Genomic DNA, 18,074 nt, shown 5'->3' with positions numbered 1-18,074 from the left:
TGCGCGAAGTAGGCCCGCGGCAGTTCGGGCCTGAAGGACAGGTGGGGCGCGCGGCGGCGCGCCGGGTTCAGCAGTCGAGCGAGAACGTCATCTGGACGGGTTCGGCCGTCTCGTCCGGTTCAGTGGGCCGGGCAGGTGCTGCGGGCTTCGCGGGGGCGGGTGTGCCGGGGGCAGCGGAGTTGCGGACCCGGATCCGGGCCGGGGTGCGGCACACGATGCGCGGGGCGGCCGGGTTCGCGGCCTCCTCAGCGACCAGGTTCTGCAGTCGCTTGACGTTTCGGGGAGAGAGGCCGGTGGCGTGGCGGACCTTGCGGTACGAGGCGCCGCGGGTGAGCATCTCGATGGCGATGAGCTCGGCGCGGGCGCGGTCGACGTTGTAGACCGGCCAGGGCCGCGCCGGCAGCACGGTGACCTTCTCGGTCGCCTCCGCCGTTGCTGCCACTTCTTCCTGCAGGTCGGCGTCCTCGTCCACTTAGGCACCGCCCTTGGCCGAGACGAGGTCCGCCTCGACGACAACCCGCTTCGTGTGGCCGGTGGCCGGCCAGCAGGTCACGAGGGTCAACTTCGCCTTGGTGGGAGTGGAGTTCGGGTGGCCGGGCACCTGCGCGATGACGTCCACGTCGGTCGGAGCGACGGTGTGTACGCGGGTGACGGTGTAGACGTAGGTGATGCGGTGCGCGGTGGTCACCTGGATCTCGGCGCCGGTGGTGATGCGGTCGATGTCGCGGAAGGCGGGGTCGGCGACGCCGGAACGGTGGCCGGCCAACGCGAAGTTCCCGATCTGGCCCGGCTGTTCGGTGTCCGGGAAGTGGCCGACGCCCGCGCGCAGCTGCGTCTCGCCGACCCCGTCGTAGACGGGCTGGGCCCAGTCCTTGCCGAGGGCGGGGATGCGCAGGACTTCGGCGATGCGGCCGCCGGGGCCCGTTCCGTTCGTGCCGCCCACCGCGTGCGAGCCCTGGGCGGCCGGGTTGGCGGCGCTCCAGTCGGACAGGGTGCGGCTCGCGGCGTCGCGGGAGGCGCCGGTGCTGTCGGCGACCTTCGCCTTCCCGTTGTCGGGTGCGGCGGAGGAGGTCAGCGGGTCCGGCGTCTGCACGGCGTTGGACTTCGCGGCGGCCGGGGTGGGGTCGCCGGAGTCGTGGCCGGTCTGCGTCCACAGCAGAGCGGCGACGCCCAGACCCGCGGCCGCCGCAGCCGCGGCGAGCACGAGACGGCGCCGGCCGAAACGGGCGGGGCCGGACTCGCGGGAGTTGATGGCGTCGTCGGACTCGGAGGTGCTGTTCGTGCGGGGCATGAGTGTTTCCTGCGAGTGAGAGCGGCGCGGGCCGGGCGGCGGGGTGGTGCTCAGCTGGGGGCTGGTCACCACCCCACCGCCGCCGGATCCGCGGTGGACGCGGGGCGCAGCGGCGGTCAGGCGCCGGTCTGCGGCAGGACCGGGATGGTGACCGGGCGCGGCTTCGGCTTCGGCTGCTCGGGGATCTTGGTGTCCGTAACCGCGACATCGGCCGTCTTGCCGTCGGTGACGGTGGCCTTCTGGTCGGCGGCGAGCTGGTAGCCCTCGACGGCCTTGACCTCGTGCACGGTGTAGGTGCCGGGTGCGAGGTCCTTGGCCTGCCAGGTCCCCTTGGCGTCGGTCTTGCCGGTGGCAACGGTCTTGCCCGTGCTGTCCTTGACGGCGAACTCGACGCCCGCGAGGGCCTTCTTGGTGTCGGCCGCGGTCTTGGTGACGACCAGGGCGCCCTTGGGGCTGTCGGTCTTCAGGTGCACCTCGGCCTCGGCGCTGGAGGCGCCGCCGGCGAGCAGCAGCCGCTGCGCCTTGGCGTTGTTCGGCGTCAGTGCGCGCAGCTGGGTGGCGGGCAGCGTCTTGGCCTGGGCCTTGAAATCGACGGTGCCGTCCTTGGCCGGGGTGATGGTCGCGGTGGCGGTGCCGTCGGCGTTGGTCGTGATGCTCGCCGCTCCCGCGGCCGCGCCGGAGACGTCGAGGTCGAGCTTGATGCCGGGCACCTTGTGACCGGAGGCGGAGGTGACGTCGAGGGTGACGGACGTCTTCACCCCGGGCTTGAGCGGGCCGTCGATCGGCTTGACGTTGACCTTGTACGGGCCGGCGAACATCGCGGCCTCGTTGAGGTAACCGGTGGCCCACTTCTTCGCCGACTGCGAGACGTTGGAGTAGCCGAGGCGCTCCAGGGCGCGCTTGCCGTCGGGCAGCGCGTACGTCGTGCCGGCCTCGAGGTAGGTGTAGACGACGGCGTCGACCGCGGCGGCCTGCTCGTCGTTCTTGGTCTGCCCGTACTTGCCGAGCACGTAGGCGGCGCGGGCGAGGTCCTCGGCGGAGGCGCTCTTGCCGGTGGCCTTGGAGGTCCAGGCGGTGACGGGCTTGGCGGGCCCGTATCCGCCGGCCGCGTCGGGGCCAGCGAGCTCGGGATCCGCGCAGTAGGCGAGGCCGTCGACGCCGGCGACGGTGTAGCCGCCGATGTGGGAGGTGTCCGGCTTACCGGCACTATCCGGAATCAGGTACCCAGGTCCCCACTTGTCCGCCGCGACCGCGTGTGGCGCGAGCAGAATGCCCGTGCCCAGCGCAACCGCCGTGCCATACACGACATGACGCTGAATTCGGAAGCGGGCATGCGAGCGGGGGCGTGTTGATGCGACACTCATCCAGATCTCCGTTCGGGGACTACCAACCGGACCCGGCCATTAACGGTTCCTAGGCCACTTCGTGACCGGGTCCGGTGGACCCGTCCCTCGCAGGACGGGTAGTTCAGTGGTGAATAAACAGGGCATAAGATCAACCTGTGACGCGATGCCCCACTCACCAGGTGCGATACAGAAACGTACGGTAGATTCGTGTATCGATCAAGCCGGTTGCTGTCAGCCGGCTGCCGTTATGGTGCAGTGATCGTCGCCGAAGTCGTCTAGACCACCACCCCGCCAGGAGTTCATGTGCCCCGTCAGTTCGATGGCAGCAAGGTGCGCGCTGTCAGACGGCGTAAAGAGCTCAGCCAGAAGCAGCTGGGTGCGAACGAGGGCGTGGGTGTCAGCGGCCCGACCGTCGCCCGGTGGGAGAGCGGCGACGAGATTCCCAAGGGTGAGAAGTACCCGGGTATCGCCAAGGCGCTCGGTCAGCCTCTCGATGAGCTCTTCCCTCATGACGGCCCTGCGGACCTGCAGCTCCTGCGCTGCGACGCCAGCCTCAGCGTGGCCCAGGCCGCAGCGGTCCTTGGGACCAGCCGCGTCCCCATCAGCAACGCGGAATCCGGCAGACGCCGGCTCCAGGACGCTTACGTGGGCCCGCTCGCGGACGCGTACGGGGTGACCAGGGAAGAACTGCTGGCCGCACAGGACGTCTCGTTCGGCCTTCGCACTGCACGACCGTCTGCACCATCGAACGAGCAGCCGTCCCTGCCCCGCACAGTCGCGGAGAAGATCAACTACCTCCTGCAGTACGGGTACGAGGGCCAGACGGCTCCGTCCGACGAACAGATCGCGCAGGCCGTCAACGAGCACGTACGCGCGCAAGGCCGCATGGGAAGCACCACAGCCGAAGACATCGCCGCGCTCCGCGAGGGTGCCACGACGGACGTCTCGGATTCGGTGCGTGCCGGCCTGGCTCACGCTCTCCAGGTCGATGCCGCCCTCTTCCGGGACGACGAGGAGTTGAGCCCCACGGTCCGCGAGTTCCTCGCAGCCGTCCGCTTCTTCCGGTCGATCCAGGAAGGTCAGATCCTCGGCCTTGCCGCCCGCGGCAACCACACGGGCCTGTCAGCCGAAACGATGACCAAGATCAACGAGATCGTCGGCGAGCTGAAGGGCAAGTTGCCGAACGTGGAAGACGGGTCCTGAAGCTGGCCGTCGGCGCCAAGCAGGAGGTCGTGCGCAGCGGGCAGGGCCACAGGACATCGGCGGAGTCGTCGCGCCACGCGCTGTGAAGGCAGGACCCGCCGCTCCAGGAACACATATTGGCGCCCTTCAGCAGGGCGGTGGGCAGAGGGCGGACCAGAAGGGCGAGCTGTTCATCCGGGCGCCGGCCTGCACCAGACGTCCGATCCGGTCGTCGGCCCCTCGGATGCGGCCCCGAAACACAGACCCCCGGCCCTATGCCTCCTCGCGGGGAGACATAGGGCCGGGGAGCTGGGCGGGCGGCCAGGCACTGAGGCCCTGGCGCACCGTACGGCTACGCGGCTGCGGCGAGGTCCACGCCGAGCAGGTTCGAGAGATCGGTAACCGTCTGCTGGGGGTCCTTGTTGTGCACCCCTGCGAAGCCGAGCTGCTCCGCCGCCTGGACGTACGCCTCGGTGTCGTCGACGAAGACGCACTGGTCGGCGGGCATGTCCATGAGCTTGAGCGCGATCTCGAAGAGCTCCGGGTCGGGCTTGCGCATCTGGTAGTGCTCGGAGATCACCACGGCGTCGTAGAGCTTCTCCAACTCGTATCCGTCGTACAGATCCCAGGGGGCGAGCCCCACGGAGTTGGACAGGATGCCCACCTTGATCCCGGCGCGCCTCGCCGCGGCGGCCGCGTTGATCAGCAGCGGCTCAGGACGCAGGCCACCGAAGATCCTGCCCATCAGGTTGTCGGGAGAGACACCCAGCTTCTTGCCCGCGAACTCGTTCCACTCGGTCTGGCTGACCGCTCCGCGCTCGAGATCGCTGGTGATCCGGACGCCCTCGCCGTCCTGGTAGAGGGCGTTGATGCAGGCACCCTTGGGGAGCCCTTCGCGCTGCTCGAAGGCGAGCACCACAGGCAGCAGCGGGGTGGTGAGCACGCCTCCGAAGTCGAGGACGAGGCCGGTGCGGTGAGACATGCAGGAACTCCATTACTGAGAATTTGGGCGCCGTCCGTACTGGACAGCGTCCGGCCCGGCTTACGCGTGGCGGCGACAGCGCCTGCGCTTCGCATGCCAGGGTCGGCGGTACCTACGGGGCGGGATCGACGCCACCCACAGTCTGGCCCAAGGTACCAGCCGTCATTTTGAGGACGCGGGTAGCCCCGTCCGCGCTTGATGGCTCGACTGGGTATCTCGGGCGCTTTCGCATTATGTATTCCTCCCGTCTCCGTGTGTGTGGTGTCTGGATGCGGCTGCCGAATTGGAAACCGCAGTGTGATGTGGATTTATGGCTTACCGCGGACCGCTCATGTCTTCAGTTCTGCGGACTGCTGGAGAATTCTTTGAGCATCGGCCGGGGCTATGTGGGCGTATATTTTGCTCACCCGTTTGAGCCAGGCTGCTTCGCTATTCGTGTCGACGAAAGGTTTCTCCTGCAGCTGCCCTGTTGCGTACTGGCCGGCCTTTGAGGAGGAGACGGCCCGGATCGCGGCCGCGATCCAGTACGCCTCGGCGGCCGGCTCGGGGTCCTCGTGCGACTCGGTCGCGTCCTCCGCAGCCCACAGCAGTGCTTCCGGAGCGTAGTACCGGAGCTTTTCGCAGGCATCGGCGATGTCCTGGGTCCATCGGTCCAGGCGTACGTCGCTGGGGACACGCAGGTGGATCAGCTCCCCCAGGCGTGACCCCGGCGGGTAGAGGCTCGTTCCGGGGAAGGTCTTCACCAGGTCGAACCAGAGCGGGTGCAGCAGGTAGAGGGTTTTCATGGTTTTCCAGCGAGCAGCGGCCGCGCTGGTTGTGGGGATACTCGCTCCTGCCGCCACGATCAGGAACAGCAAATTCATCCACATTGCCGTGAGGTCGACGAGCTTCTCCATCAAGGACTGGCTCAGCGGGAACAGCACGGCCGCCCACACAATGAAGATTCGGGCGATGGTGTGGACGAGTCCCATCCACATCGAGATTCCCATCAAACGGAGACCGATGCGCATGCTCGTCGTCTCCGCTTGCCGCGATGCGCGTGACCACTGAAATCCGCAGACGGCAGTAGTGACCAGCGGGAAGAAATAGAAAACGGTCATGTATACCGCGGCGCCCCATTCCCCGGCATGGTCGCTGAGGAAGTCATCGCTCTGCCTGGGGCGGTCCACCACGGTGAAGAACAGGATGGTGAGGAGAGTCACGCCGACGGCGCCCGCTGGGTAGGAAGCGCGCGCGATCCAGCGCGAGACTGCGACATGCCGGGGCACCACCGCCTCGGAGCTCTTGCCGTAGCTGGTCGCGACGTACGTCAGGGACGCGATGATTGCCGCGGTGCTGGCGAAGTGCCTCATCAGGGCGCTCAGGTCGACCACGGGAATGCGGTCCACGGCCAGCATCACGGCCGGCGTGTACAGCCACAGGGCTACGGCGAATCCTGCGTAGCCACCCCAGAGGGCGCGGCGGTGCGCGTCTCCGTACCGGACCGCCGGAAAACGCCAGACGGCGATGATGGTCATCACGGCCGCAGTCAGGTATCTGAAAGAGTCGAGCATGCCGTCCGTCATTCCTGGTGAGAGCCGCGGCGCGGCGGCGCAACGGGGTGGGACAGCGAGGACTCCAGGAGGCTGGTCATGTCGTCCCCGGCGAACTGGTGCCTGCGGGCCAGCCGCTTGATCAGGGATGCCGACAGCTCGGCCTGCTTCTCCTCGGGACTGTCGAAGTTGACGCGCCCTTGGACCAGGGCCGAGGGGAAGCGGCGAAGGACTTCCTCCCGGATGTGTTCAGGGACGTACCGCTCGATCTCTTCAGGGGTCAGGGTCGTCCCGTGGTCCAGCCACTCGTGTGCGAGTTCGTGAAGGATGATGTGATTTGTCTGGTTGCGGCTGGATCGGCGCCGGTAGAGCACGATCGTGAACTCCGGCGCCTTGACCCGAAGGCCGCACGCGGTGCCCAGCCCTCCGTCAGGATCGTCGAAGGGCACCAGCCGAATCTGGCGCTTCAGCACGTGCTCCATGTTCCGCACCAGCGCCTCGACGCTGAACGGGGTGGGGACAGGCAGATCGGCGAGCAGCCTCTCGCATTCCTTCACGAGAGCGCGCTGCGACGGGTCCCTACGCCAGCGCAGCAGTCCATTTGTGAAGTGCAGGGGGTGTCTGTCACCCGGCACTCTGCGCAATCCGGAGCTCCAGCTCCGGGCGGTCGACTGCCGTGGAACCCACCTCTTCATCACGTTCGTCCTCCTCGCCCCTGCCCCGTTTCACTTCCGGGGGCGCCTGCCAACCCGTACCCAAACACGCGTTCTATTTGCATGTCGAACCAGTTGACGCCGCATGCGTCATCCGGCCGGGCGATACCCCTCTGGATCCGTCGCTCTAAGTGACGAAAGATCAACAACCCTGCGCAATGGCTCAACTGCGTAGCGCGTGGGGCGGAGCCCACTATGTCCCGCCGATTCGCCCAAATGCAAGCAAGAATTCCGGTTACTAGCGGCAAGTCCGGTTGGACCGCCGATTCCGGCATCCCGGGTTCAGGAATCGCCGCCATTGCCTAAGAGGGCGTCATTCGTCCCTGATAGGAAGTCACAAAGACCGTTGCCGCAGCTCACAGGTGGTGCATCCGATGCTCTAGCCTGTCCCAGCAACGCATTCCATCCATCCGCGAAAGAGGCATCAGTGCGCACTGCCGCCCCGGCAATGTCCGGCGATCCCGGATTGTCGCAAGATGTCGATCTCCGCTATTCTCAGGCGCGTCTGTCCCAAAATCGACATATTGCGCAGCGTAAATGTGACGCGCGACGGAACCTCAGTTCCGGCCGTCTCTTGTGCCGGGCTCGGACCATCCAAGTGCTTACAGTGAGTCACGATCGCGGCATGAGTCGACCAAAAGAACCGGAACGGTGGAGCGGATGGCTCACCGCCGGGACTCGAAGCAGCTGATCCTGCTCGTCCCGCGACGTGCACGTCACAGATCTACCCCCCGTTGGTCATCTTCGGGCCCCCAGTGGTCCAGCCGCACCCACGGTGCGTGCAAGGGGAACCTAACTTCCGGACATCGCAGCGTCAACTATAGTTGAACCACATCGAGAGAGAGCAGCGCACAGTGCCCCATGCAGGCGAGAGAGCGGACAGGGAGACGCCGCCGCCAACGGCTTCGGTTCCCGCACCCGGCCCCGGGGCGTCCTTCGCCGACCGACTGAACTACCTGTTCGACCGGGTCAGGCCGCCGGGTGCGGACGAGTACAGCAACGCCCATGCTGCCCGGGAGATCTCCTCGTACGGCGAGGAGAACATCACCGGCGCGTACATCTCACTGCTCCGCAAAGGGCAGCGGAACCCGACCATCAAGCTGGTGCCGCTGTTCGCCCGGTTCTTCGGCGTGGAGGCGGGATTCTTCGTCGAGGACGAAGTCACGCTCAGGGTCACCAAACAGTTCGAGCTGCTGCGCAGATTGAGCCAGGCCAATGTGAAAGAGATCGCACTGCGGTCCATCGGCCTGTCCCCGCAGAGCCTCGACGAGGTGCTGAAGAAGATCGAGGCCGTGCGGGAGCGGGACGGGCTGCCCTCCGACCCGGAACATGATCTTCCCTGACCAGCGGATACGCTCGGCTCTCAGCGGCTCTTGAGAGGAACACGCATGTGGCACAGCCGTCGTGCGCGCCGGCCCGTCGACCACGTTGGGGAAGTCGAGCAGCGCTGTCGCGCGTTCGTTGAGGAACTGGATCTTCCCGCCGTCGACAGCGTCCTCGGCCTGTTGCCGTTCGTGGAGCAGAAGATCGGGCGGGAGGTCCAGCTGGTCCCGTTCACGCCGGACCTTTCGGACCTGGAGTCGCTGGACCCCTCCGCGCCATGTGGCATGTGGATCGTCACCGACACGACGGACTATTTGTTCTACGACGAGGGCGTCAGCCCTGCGTACACCGAGATCGTCGCCGGTCACGAGATCGCTCACATGCTCAAGCACGGCAAGAAGAGCAAGTCTTTGGACATCTCCGGCTTCGGTGGTGTGTTCACCGACATCGACCTGGCCACCGTCCGACTGGTTCTCGGCCGGACTGAGTACGTGGAGCCGGACGAGTTCGAAGCGGAGCTGATCGGCTCCCTCCTGCAGGAACATGTCCGCCGCTCGCGTGCCGCAGCCGCCCGCGGCTCTGCCGATGACGACCCCATAGCCCGTACGCTGCTGCGCTGACCAGAACTGAGCACCGTGAAAGACATACTCCACCCCCTGTGCCTGGTGATCGCCGGCACCGGGTTCCTCTTCCTGCTCCGCGACCTGGGCAAGCGCCCGCGCAACCCCGCAGTGATCGCCCTCGCGTTCACCTACGGGTTCTCGGCCCTCAGCTACTTCGTCTCGATCACCTGGGTCTGGGTGCGCATCGACAGCACCTTCGGCGTCACGAACATTGCCGTGCCTCTGGCCCAGAGCTGCGTGATCCTCGTGTTCGCGCTCCAGGCTGCCGTCCTCGCCTACTGGTCCCGGCCCGCTGAAGAGGCCCGGCGCCGGAGCCGTCATCTGCTCCTCGCAGCCGTCGGCGTGATCATCGGGATGGCAGTGCTCTTCGCCCTGCTGACACCCACCGCTCAGCGGCCCACCGACTTCTCGAACTACTACGCGCACGATCACTTCTTCCAGGCCTACATGACGCTCTACATCGGCGCGTACACCGTGGCCGAGGTCTACCTGGTGCGGTCCTGCTGGAAGTACGCGCGCTCCGCGAACAACCGCTCGATCGCCACCGGCCTGCGCCTCGTCGCGGTCGGCGCGGCCATCACCTTCGGCTACTGCGCGATCCGCATCGCAGGCGTCGTCGGCGGGATCTTCGACTTCAGCGTCAAGGGCCTCGACCCCTACGCCTGGCTCTGCGGCGACGTGGGCGCCACCCTCACGCAGATCGGCTACTTCCTGCCGACCCTGTCCCGGCGCATCGGCAACACCAGGACCTGGGCGAACACGCACCTGTCGTACCGGCGCCTGCGGAAACTGTGGACCGCCCTGGCGGAGGCCCATCCTAAGATCACCCTGCTCCAGCCGGACCCCCAGCACGACGCGCTCCTGCACGGGCGCAGCGCACACTTCCCGCTGCTGCGGCGCCGCGTCGAGATCCGCCACGGCCAGAAGCTGCTGCGCCGCTACCTCGACCCCACCGCACGCAGCGAGTCCGAAGCCCGCCGCGCCGGCGAAGGACTGGACGGCGCCACGCTGGCGGCGGCAGTCACCGCGGACCAGATCCACGCTGCCCTCGTCCGCTTCTACGCAGATGCCCCGGTCGACGCTCCCACCGAATACGCCGACGTGCACCTGCCCCTGCCCACGGCCGCGGAGGAACTGCTCCACCTCGAGCGAGTCGCCGACTTCTTCACCCCGCCTCTCCCACGGGCACACACCGCCGACCTCTCCAGCACCACTTCAGGAGCCCGCACGTGATCCTCCGCCGCACCGTCCTCGCCGCCACGACTGCCCTCGCCACCACCACCGCCATGATGTCCTCAGCCAGTGCGCACCCCGGTCTCGGTAGAAGACCACGCAGCACGACCCCGCTGTGGCAGACGTCCGCCGGCGACCAGCTGGCCGCTCTTCGCGAGCGCCGGATCACCAGCCGCAGCCTGCTGGAGCAGCACCTCGAACACATCGCCAAGGCGAACCCGAAGCTGAACGCCATCGTCACCCTCGACGCCGCCGGGGCCCGCGCGGCCGCCGACAAGGCGGACCAGCACCTCGCCACGACCGGCAAGCCGCTCGGTCCGCTCCACGGCCTGCCGATGACGGTGAAGGACGCCCTCGAGGTCAAGGGGATGCGCACCACGTGCGGGTCCCCCAGCCTGACCGACCACGTTCCCGACCGTGATGCCGACGTCATCGCGCTGCTGCGCAACGCCGGCGCGATCATCATCGGCCACACCAACGTGCCCACCATGTGCCAGGACATCCAGACGTCGAACCCGATCTTCGGCAAGACCGTGAACCCCTTCGACGCCGAGAAGACCGCCGGCGGCTCCTCCGGCGGCCCGGCTGCCGCAGTCGCCGCCGGTTTCACCAGCCTCGAAGTCGGCTCCGACCTCGCCGGCTCGCTGCGCCTTCCCGCCGCGTACTGCGGTGTCTACGCGCTGCGGACCTCCCGCGGCGCCAGCCCGATCGTGCCCACCCGCGGCCACATCCCCCGCCTGCCCGGCTGGAACACCAGCAGCGACATGATCACGCTCGGCCCGATCGCCCGGAGCGTCGAGGACCTCGGCCTCCTCCTGGACGTCATCGCCGCGCCCTCACCCGCCGACCGCGCCGGCTGGAAGATCGACCTGCCGGCCCCGGCCAAGACCAAGCTCCGCCACTACAAGGTCGGCATCTGGGCCGACGACGCGTACTGCCGTGTCGACGCCGACACCCGCGCCCTCCTCGACCAGGTCGCCAAGCTCGTCCGCGGGCTCGGCGCCACCGTCGACGACTCCACCAGGCCCGTCGACTTCGCCGAAAGCGACAAGCTGTTCCAACGCCTCATGTACGCCACAGCCTCGGCCACCGCCACCGATGCCGCGTTCTCGGCCGACGTCGCAGCGGCCGAGAAGATCCCGGCAGACGACCCGAGCGGCCTGTTCCTGCACTCCCGCACCATGCGCCACCGCGACTGGTGCGTCGCCGATGAAGCACGCCAGAAACTCCGCGCGACCTGGGACAGCTACTTCGACGAGCACGACATCCTCATCACCCCCGCCGCGCCCACGGCCGCCGTGCCCGACCAGACCAGCACGCCGGCACCGCAGCGGTACATCACCGTCGACGGCAAGAAGCGCTCGTTCTACGACCAGACCGGCTGGCTCAACTTGACCGGCCCGGTCGGCCTGCCCTCCTTGGTGCTCCCCGCTGGCAAGACCGAGGCCGGGCTGCCGCTGGCCATCCAGATCATCGGCCCGTACCTGGGAGACCGCACCGTCCTCGAAGCGGCCAAACAACTCGCCTCCCGACTTCCCGAACCCATCCGGCCATCAGCGTTCTCCGTGTGAGTTCCAGGAAGGTCAGCCGTGTCACGCACCGGGACGCAGAAACTCGCGTGCCCCGCGCAGCACGGTGTTCAGTTGCCGCTGGGTCGCCTGGCTGCGGAGGCGAACATCGATGGCTCCCGGAAGGGCACTGTCCGCCCGCAAGCTCGCGGGGAGACGTGCGGGGTCAAGCCCGTCGCGTTCGGCGATGAGGACGCCGAGTTCGTGACGGCTCAGGGCATCGGCCCCGGCAAGGTGGTGGATGCCGGCCGCGTCACTCAGTGCCAGCTCCAGGAGTGCGGCGGCCAGGTCGGTGACGTGTACCGGACAGCGGACGTCGTCGGTGTACAGGGCTCCGTCGACGGCGCCGGAGGCGAGATCGTGAACGAGGCGTTCGTGCTCGGACCGCCCGTAACCGATGATCAGCGACGTGCGGGCAACGACGGCCTCCGGATACACGGCCAGGACCCCGGTCTCCGCTGCGGCTTTGGCTGCGCCGTACGGGGTGACGGGGTCGGGAAGTGCGGTCTCCTTGTAGTCGACTGAGGCGCCGGAGAACACGGCGTCCGAGGACACCTGAACCATGCGGGCTCCCCGTCTGGCCGCCAGCATCGCGAGCTGGATGGGGCCCGTAGCGGTGACCACCCAGTCGGCACCGCCGCTCGAAGCGTTGATGATCAGGCGCGGATCCGTCTCGTCCACGACCGCCTCCAGGCGCCCGACGTTCCGTAGATCAAGGTGATGCCACGCGGCCCGGGAGGCGTCGCCGGGCGCGGTCGCGTACGTCGCGGCCGAGGAGTACCCGGCCGCTCGCGCCTGCTGGAGCAGCTCGGCTCCCAGGAAACCGCTGCCGCCGATAATCAGAAGCGTCATGGATGGCAACGGTAGATCGCACTGGGTGGTCGCCCCAACTCCGATCGGGACGACCACCGCGGTAGAGGTCTCCGTATTTGCCGGGGTGTCAGCCGAGCCCGGCCAGGTGGTCGAATTGGCCAGCCTTGGCACCGAGGATGGCTGCCTCGAGCTCCTTCTCGGTGAACACCAGCGGCAGTCCATCAGGGTTGAGCGAGTCGCCGATCAGGATCCACCTCCCCTGGCGCGCGAACCTGATGCAGTTGCCCCCTCCGCCGCTGTCGAATGTCGACACCTGCCACTCGACTTCGCTCAGATCCAAGGTGGACGGATCAGGCTTTTCTACGGTCACTACAGCTCCTTAATCATCTTCTTGAGCAACACGCGGGTGTCATCCGGGTCGAGCGCCCGCTGCCAGAGGCTGTCGAAGGCCCCTGTATACGCATCCGTGTACAGCGCTTCATCGAAATATCCCGAGCTGACCATGTTTTCCAACCACACGACGGAGCGGGCCGGTTCGGGGAAGTGCATGAGGACGAAGGCTCCTGATGTGCCAGGGTGGCAGTCCACGGACTCGGGCAGAACGCGGATAGTGTTCCTGGGCTTCTCGGACTCAAGGAGCAAGCGGTCGAGCTGGCCCTTGAGGATCACCTTGTCCTTGACGGTCTTGCGCAGCCCTTCCTCGTCGAGTAGCGCGCGGAATTGACGCAGCGCCCCGTCGGCGATGCGGCTCTGGCGGTCCAGGCGGATGTCCACGAGGCCTTTGATCTCGGCAGGACGCAGGCCTTCACGCATCGCGGAGATGACGTACTCGGCGTATTCACGGGTCTGGAGGAGTCCCGGGACGACCTTGGGCTCGTAGTTGTCCTCGCCCCAGGCGCGTCGCTCCAGGGTGAGGAAGCCCTCGAAGCGCATCGGGCCGAGCAGGTCGGCATTTCGGCGCCACAGCGCGGGCCGGGGACTGTTCGGCGTCGTGTCGGCCTGCAGGAAGGCCATCACCTCGCGGCGCTCGGCTGGCTCGGCCTCAAGACAGTCCAGGATCGCTTCCGCGAGCTCCGGGCTGACTCGCTTTCGTCGGCCCAGTTCGAGCCTGCTCACCGCGGTGCCGTCCAAGGTGAAGGGCGGGTTATGCCGCCCGAGAAGTTCAGCGACGTCGCCCTGCGTCAGATCCCGCCGCTCACGCAACTGGCGGAAGAGGACGCCGACTTCACGGAGCATCAGCGACCCGGGGGCCTCGTTCCCATGCGACATGGTGGCCAGTGTGACGGCTCGACGCGATCCCGACAACCAATCTCTTCAGCAATTTGCTCAACCATGTTGCTTGGGGTCGGCCGTTGAGCCATCCTGGCCAGGGTCACGATCCGTGTCGGCGCCGTCGCTACTCATGACATGTGCCGTCGGCTGCGCGGGCCGCTGCTGGTTCCACCGCTGTCCGAGGAGGGCTGCCAAGGATGCCCCGCCCCACGTTGTTCCGCGAGTTGCTCCAAGAGCGCCAATGGGACAACTGGTGCGTCTTTGCCTATCACTTGGAGCGGGCCTCCCGTGACCTTGCCCTGAAGGACGGCTCTCCCCGCCTCTTGGGGTTCTCGATCGCCCGACGTACGTTCGACCGGTGGATGCGCGGCGAAATGGCAGGCGTGCCGCAGCGGGGCACCCGGGTATTGGAATACCTTCTGGGGTTCCCCTTCGACGCTCTGTCGGGCCCGCCCCGCGACGCCTCCGGCAGGGCTGGCAGCGAGGGCGATCGCGACCAGCCAGAGGCAGAACACCGTGGGGTCGGTCTCGCCGCACCTCAGTCCCGACGAGCGAGTCAGTACGACTCGGCGACGCCGGCGGTAGACAAACGTCCTGGAGGTTGACGTGCATACGACGCGAATGACGCTGTTCCGTCAGCTGGTTCAGGAGCGTGGCTGGACCACGGTCGAGACGTTCAGCACCCACTTCACGAATGCGAGGAGGGAGCTGGCCGAACAGACGGGAAGGGATCGCCTCGCGGACGTCACCGTCGCCCGCCGCACCTTCGACCGGTGGATGGCCGGTGAGCTGAGGGGTATGCCTCAGCGGGACACCCGGATCATCCTGGAGCACCTCTTCCAGGTGCCTGTCGCGCTTCTGTTCGGCCCCCCGGACGGCGCGGATGAGGAAGTTGCCGCCGATTCCAGCCCGGCGGGTCCCACGCGCTCCGCGGCCACAGCCCTTCGCCCCGCAGGGGCCTTCGACGACCCGCTGGCTGTGCTCACGCAGACGGAGTTGTTAACGCAATCCAGTGTAGATGCGGCTGTATTGGATCATTTCGGTGCAGAAATCCAAGGGATTGTCGACCGATACGAGACTCATGGCCCACAAGTACTGGCTGGTGAGGCACGTGTCCTGCGGGGTGCCCTCGGCGCCCTGCTGGGTGGCCGTCAGCAGCTTCCCTCGGTGCACGCCGAGCTGTTCAGACTCACCGGCCGGGCGGCGGGCCTCTTGGCGTACATGGCCGTCAATGCCGGGGCCGAGCCAGCCGTCGCGGAGGCCTACTGCGTGCAGGCCGAAACTCTCGCCGAGCACGTGGGAGACACGCCGCTGCAGATGTGGGCCGCTGGCACCCGGTCCCTGAGCCTGTACTACCAGCAGCGTTACGCCGAGGCCGACGCCGCCGCGGCCGCCGGGATCGACCTGGCGCCCCAGAACGGGCAGGCCATCCGGCTCCTGGTCAACGGACGAGCGCGGGCTCTGGCCCGGCTCGGCGACCGACGGGGCGCGGAGCGAGCCATCGGCAGAGCGCTGGACCTTTCCGAACAGCAGTCCTCCCTGCCCGCCGGGATCACCTCGTGTATCTCCTTCGCGCCCTACAGCCTGGCCCGGACCCTGGCCAACGAGATCACCGCGCGCTTGTCCCTCGACGATACGGGCGAGGTGCTGTCCTGCGCTGAACAGATCGACGGCCTGATCGAGGAGTCCGACTCCGAGTGGAGCCGGTCACTGGTCCGGCTCGATGTCGCCGCGGCGCTTCTGCAGCACAAGCAGCCGGAGGTGGAGCACGCCATGGCTCTGGGGCGGCGCGCGCTCCACGCCGGCACCACCGCCCCCATCACGTCCGTGTGGCAGCGGGCGAACGAGCTGTACGAGAAGGCAGGGCGCTGGCATGGCGAGCCCGATGTAGGTGACTATGCCGAGGAACTTCGGACCTGGCGCTCACGCCCCCAGGCCAGATCGATCGTCAGCGGCTCGGGCGTGGAGCTCGCGCAGCAGCAGTGAGGAGAACCGTGACGCCCGAACTGGACGTCTTCCCCGGAGCGTTTCCACACCGTCCGCCCCCGGACCTCGACCGCCCCGATCTCCTCGTCGATCACGATTGGCAAGCATTCACCGCCGTCGAGCAGATGACGAACCACTGGGCACGCCCGGGTTGGTCGGACGGATTCCGCGCCTACTACTGGATGCTGACGTTCCCCGAAGCCGACGACCTGATGACCCGCGCGAGGCACTGCCAGGACGCGCTCGCGCACTTGGGCATGGACCCCGTCCCCAGGGACGGATTGCATGTGACCTTGACCCGCATCGGCAGCACCGACCAGGTGTCCAATGATCAGGTGCGTCTCCTTGGCGATCTGGTGGAAGAGCTGCCGTTGACGTCGTTCCAGCTCGCTGCCCACCCCATGGCGGGATCTCGAGGGGCGGTCCGCTTCACTCTCGCCCCGTGGTCGCCGCTGATCCGGCTGCATACCGCCCTCAGCGAGGCAGGCCAACGTTCTGGCGTTCCCGGCGGCAAGCCCACCATCGCTTTCCGGCCCCACCTGGGCGTGCAGTACAGCAACCGGGAGCGCCCCGCTGGACCCGTGATCGATAGCGTGGCCCGCCTGCGCACCCTTGAACCGGTCTACCTGGAGATCAGCAGCGTGGAACTCGTCGAACTCTGGCGCACCACCGGTCCCGTGCCGACCTACAAGTGGCGCGTCGTGCGCAGCGTTCCCCTACGCCCGCGCTTGGAACTGCCCGCCCCGTCCGGCCGCCAGCAGGGGTGACAGGAAACCAGGGAGGGATGAAGTGCAAACGGTGAGGATGACGCTGTTTCGTCAGCTGGTTCAGGAGAGGGGCTGGACCACCATCGAAACCTTCAGCACCCACTTCGCCTGCACGGGGCGAGAGCTGGCCGCACAGTCCGGCAATGCCCGGCTCGCGGACGTCACCGTGGCCCGCCGGACCTTCGACCGGTGGATGGCCGGCGAACTCAAGGGCCTGCCGCAGCGGGACACCCGGACCATCTTGGAACACCTCTTCCAGCAGCCCGTCACGCTACTGTTCGGCACCCTCGACGCAGGCGGCGCGGACGGCACCGCCGAAGCAGCTGGCAGTTCCCCGGATCCCCAGGGCCCCCTCGGGTCGGAACCGGCGCAAGGGGGAATCCTCACCCCAAGCCCGTTCCTCCCGCAGGAAGGCGCAGACGTGGACCGACGCCAGCTGCTCCTGGCCGGCAGCTCAGCAGCGGCACTTCCTCTCCTTCCCGTTCCCGGGTACCTCGGGGGCACCACCCGTCCTCACCTCGACCGGATGACGCCCGACCAGACGGAAGCTGTCCTCCTGCATCTGCGCGAGATGTGGCACATGCTCGTCCAGAGCGACAACCTTCTGGGACCTCGACACGCGCTGGACGGCGTCCATCAGAACCTCGGTGTACTCGAAGAGCTTCTCGAGTACTCCGGGCCTCACCTGCGCGGCCAGGCGCTGGTCCTCGCTTCCCGCTATGCCGAGTCCGCTGCCTGGCTTCACGAGGACTGCGCCACCGACGCCGCGGGCACCGCGCAGGCCAAGCACTGGACGAACCAGGCCATGGCGTGGGCCGTCGAAGCCGGCGACGACGTGATGACCGCCTGGACCCTGTTCCGGCGTGCGCAGCAGGCCACCGCCAGCGGCCACGCCGCGCCGAGCATCAGCCTCTCCCGTGCCGTCCAGCGCTACGACCACGCCATCACCCCGCAGATGCGCGCCGCCGCCCTCCAGCAAGAAGCCCACGGCTACGCCCTTGCCGGGGACGAGGTGGCGTGCCACCGGCTCATTGATCGGGCCGAGATCTTCGCCGCACGACCCGAGGGCGCCGGAGACGGCCGCAGCGGGCACGGAGACTTCGCGACCCCGGCGTACCTGGAGGGACAGCGAGCGAACTGTTGGCTCCTGCTGGGGCGCCCCGACCGAGCCGTCCCGATCCTGTCCACCGCGCTGGCCTCCTTGCCGAAGATCTACCGCCGTGACCGCGGTCTGCTGCACGCTCGGCTCGCCACCGCCCATGCGCGCAACGGCGATGTGGATGAGGGCGTCGACCAGGCGCGTCAGGCGCTGGTGGTCGCCCGCAGCGGAGGCTCGACGCGAACCCTCCGTGAGACGATCTCTGCCGTTGACGCGATGCGCTCCTCCCCTGGCACTCCCGGGGTGGCCGAGCTGATCCGGGCCGTCGCGCAGAGCTGAGGGAG

Annotated in this window: 17 protein-coding genes; 8 read left to right on the top strand and 9 right to left on the bottom strand. The window is 67.7% G+C overall.

Going from position 1 to position 18,074, the window contains the following annotated elements; all coding sequences use genetic code 11:
- Positions 1-67: 67 nt before the first annotated feature.
- The 3 genes from ABR737_RS02850 to ABR737_RS02840 form a co-directional block, all read right to left on the bottom strand.
- On the bottom strand, positions 68-472 hold the full coding sequence (locus ABR737_RS02850; protein WP_350248588.1) for a hypothetical protein: 405 nt from the start codon (positions 470-472) through the stop codon (positions 68-70).
- Positions 473-1,291, bottom strand: a complete 819-nt coding sequence (locus ABR737_RS02845) for a sortase (RefSeq protein WP_350248587.1) — start codon at positions 1,289-1,291, stop codon at positions 473-475.
- 116 nt (positions 1,292-1,407) lie between these two features.
- A complete protein-coding gene (locus ABR737_RS02840; RefSeq protein ID WP_350248586.1) occupies positions 1,408-2,595 on the bottom strand; it encodes a SpaA isopeptide-forming pilin-related protein in 1,188 nt (395 codons plus the stop codon).
- A gap of 345 nt (positions 2,596-2,940) precedes the next feature.
- On the opposite strand from ABR737_RS02840, the gene ABR737_RS02835 reads away from it, so the two are divergent.
- Complete coding sequence (locus tag ABR737_RS02835) at positions 2,941-3,840, top strand: helix-turn-helix domain-containing protein (protein ID WP_350248585.1); 900 nt, start codon at positions 2,941-2,943, stop codon at positions 3,838-3,840.
- Positions 3,841-4,171: 331 nt separating this feature from the next.
- Here ABR737_RS02835 and ABR737_RS02830 read toward each other — a convergent pair whose 3' ends face one another.
- From ABR737_RS02830 to ABR737_RS02820, 3 genes are all read right to left on the bottom strand, one after another.
- Positions 4,172-4,801 (bottom strand): HAD-IA family hydrolase, encoded by a 630-nt coding sequence (locus ABR737_RS02830; RefSeq protein ID WP_350248584.1) that lies wholly within the window; start codon positions 4,799-4,801, stop codon positions 4,172-4,174.
- Between the two features lie 329 nt (positions 4,802-5,130).
- Positions 5,131-6,354 carry an MAB_1171c family putative transporter gene (locus ABR737_RS02825; protein ID WP_350248583.1) on the bottom strand — a complete coding sequence of 408 codons (1,224 nt, stop codon included), beginning with the start codon at positions 6,352-6,354 and terminating at the stop codon, positions 5,131-5,133.
- An 8-nt stretch (positions 6,355-6,362) separates the two neighbouring features.
- Positions 6,363-6,890, bottom strand: a complete 528-nt coding sequence (locus ABR737_RS02820; RefSeq protein ID WP_350248582.1) for a hypothetical protein — start codon at positions 6,888-6,890, stop codon at positions 6,363-6,365.
- 1,010 nt (positions 6,891-7,900) lie between these two features.
- Between ABR737_RS02820 and ABR737_RS02815 the strand changes: the two genes are divergently transcribed.
- From ABR737_RS02815 to ABR737_RS02800, 4 genes are read left to right on the top strand one after another with little or no spacing between them, the layout of a single operon-like run.
- A complete protein-coding gene (locus tag ABR737_RS02815) occupies positions 7,901-8,389 on the top strand; it encodes a hypothetical protein (RefSeq protein WP_350248581.1) in 489 nt (162 codons plus the stop codon).
- A 45-nt stretch (positions 8,390-8,434) separates the two neighbouring features.
- Positions 8,435-8,989, top strand: a complete 555-nt coding sequence (locus ABR737_RS02810; RefSeq protein ID WP_350248580.1) for a hypothetical protein — start codon at positions 8,435-8,437, stop codon at positions 8,987-8,989.
- Positions 8,990-9,004: 15 nt separating this feature from the next.
- A complete protein-coding gene (locus ABR737_RS02805; protein WP_350248579.1) occupies positions 9,005-10,225 on the top strand; it encodes an MAB_1171c family putative transporter in 1,221 nt (406 codons plus the stop codon).
- Complete coding sequence (locus ABR737_RS02800) at positions 10,222-11,796, top strand: amidase family protein (protein ID WP_350248578.1); 1,575 nt, start codon at positions 10,222-10,224, stop codon at positions 11,794-11,796. The genes ABR737_RS02805 and ABR737_RS02800 overlap by 4 nt, the downstream gene beginning before the upstream one ends.
- A 21-nt stretch (positions 11,797-11,817) precedes the next feature.
- Here the strand turns inward: ABR737_RS02800 and ABR737_RS02795 are convergent, their stop codons facing one another.
- From ABR737_RS02795 to ABR737_RS02785, 3 genes are all read right to left on the bottom strand, one after another.
- The gene (locus tag ABR737_RS02795; protein WP_350248577.1) at positions 11,818-12,645 is read right to left on the bottom strand and encodes an SDR family oxidoreductase; all 828 of its coding nucleotides are present in this window, start codon (positions 12,643-12,645) and stop codon (positions 11,818-11,820) included.
- Between the two features lie 88 nt (positions 12,646-12,733).
- Entirely contained in the window at positions 12,734-12,976 is a 243-nt protein-coding gene (locus tag ABR737_RS02790; RefSeq protein WP_350248576.1) for a DUF397 domain-containing protein, read from the bottom strand.
- Positions 12,976-13,875, bottom strand: coding sequence for a helix-turn-helix domain-containing protein (locus ABR737_RS02785; RefSeq protein WP_350248575.1), 900 nt, complete (start codon positions 13,873-13,875; stop codon positions 12,976-12,978). The genes ABR737_RS02790 and ABR737_RS02785 overlap by 1 nt, the downstream gene beginning before the upstream one ends.
- A gap of 609 nt (positions 13,876-14,484) precedes the next feature.
- On the opposite strand from ABR737_RS02785, the gene ABR737_RS02780 reads away from it, so the two are divergent.
- Genes ABR737_RS02780 through ABR737_RS02770 form a run of 3 tightly spaced genes read left to right on the top strand, consistent with a single transcriptional unit; the run spans position 14,485 to position 18,069 of the window.
- Entirely contained in the window at positions 14,485-15,864 is a 1,380-nt protein-coding gene (locus ABR737_RS02780) for an NsdA family TPR-like regulatory protein (protein WP_350248574.1), read from the top strand.
- Between the two features lie 8 nt (positions 15,865-15,872).
- A complete protein-coding gene (locus ABR737_RS02775) occupies positions 15,873-16,631 on the top strand; it encodes a 2'-5' RNA ligase family protein (protein ID WP_350248573.1) in 759 nt (252 codons plus the stop codon).
- Between the two features lie 37 nt (positions 16,632-16,668).
- Positions 16,669-18,069: an NsdA family TPR-like regulatory protein gene (locus tag ABR737_RS02770; RefSeq protein WP_350248572.1), complete on the top strand. Its 1,401-nt coding sequence runs from the start codon at positions 16,669-16,671 to the stop codon at positions 18,067-18,069.
- Positions 18,070-18,074 lie beyond the last annotated feature (5 nt).

The organism is Streptomyces sp. Edi2 (assembly GCF_040253635.1).
Taxonomy (GTDB): Bacteria; Actinomycetota; Actinomycetes; order Streptomycetales; family Streptomycetaceae; genus Streptomyces.
Note: the sequence above shows the minus strand (reverse complement) of the source record. Positions and strands in the feature narration are given on the sequence as shown.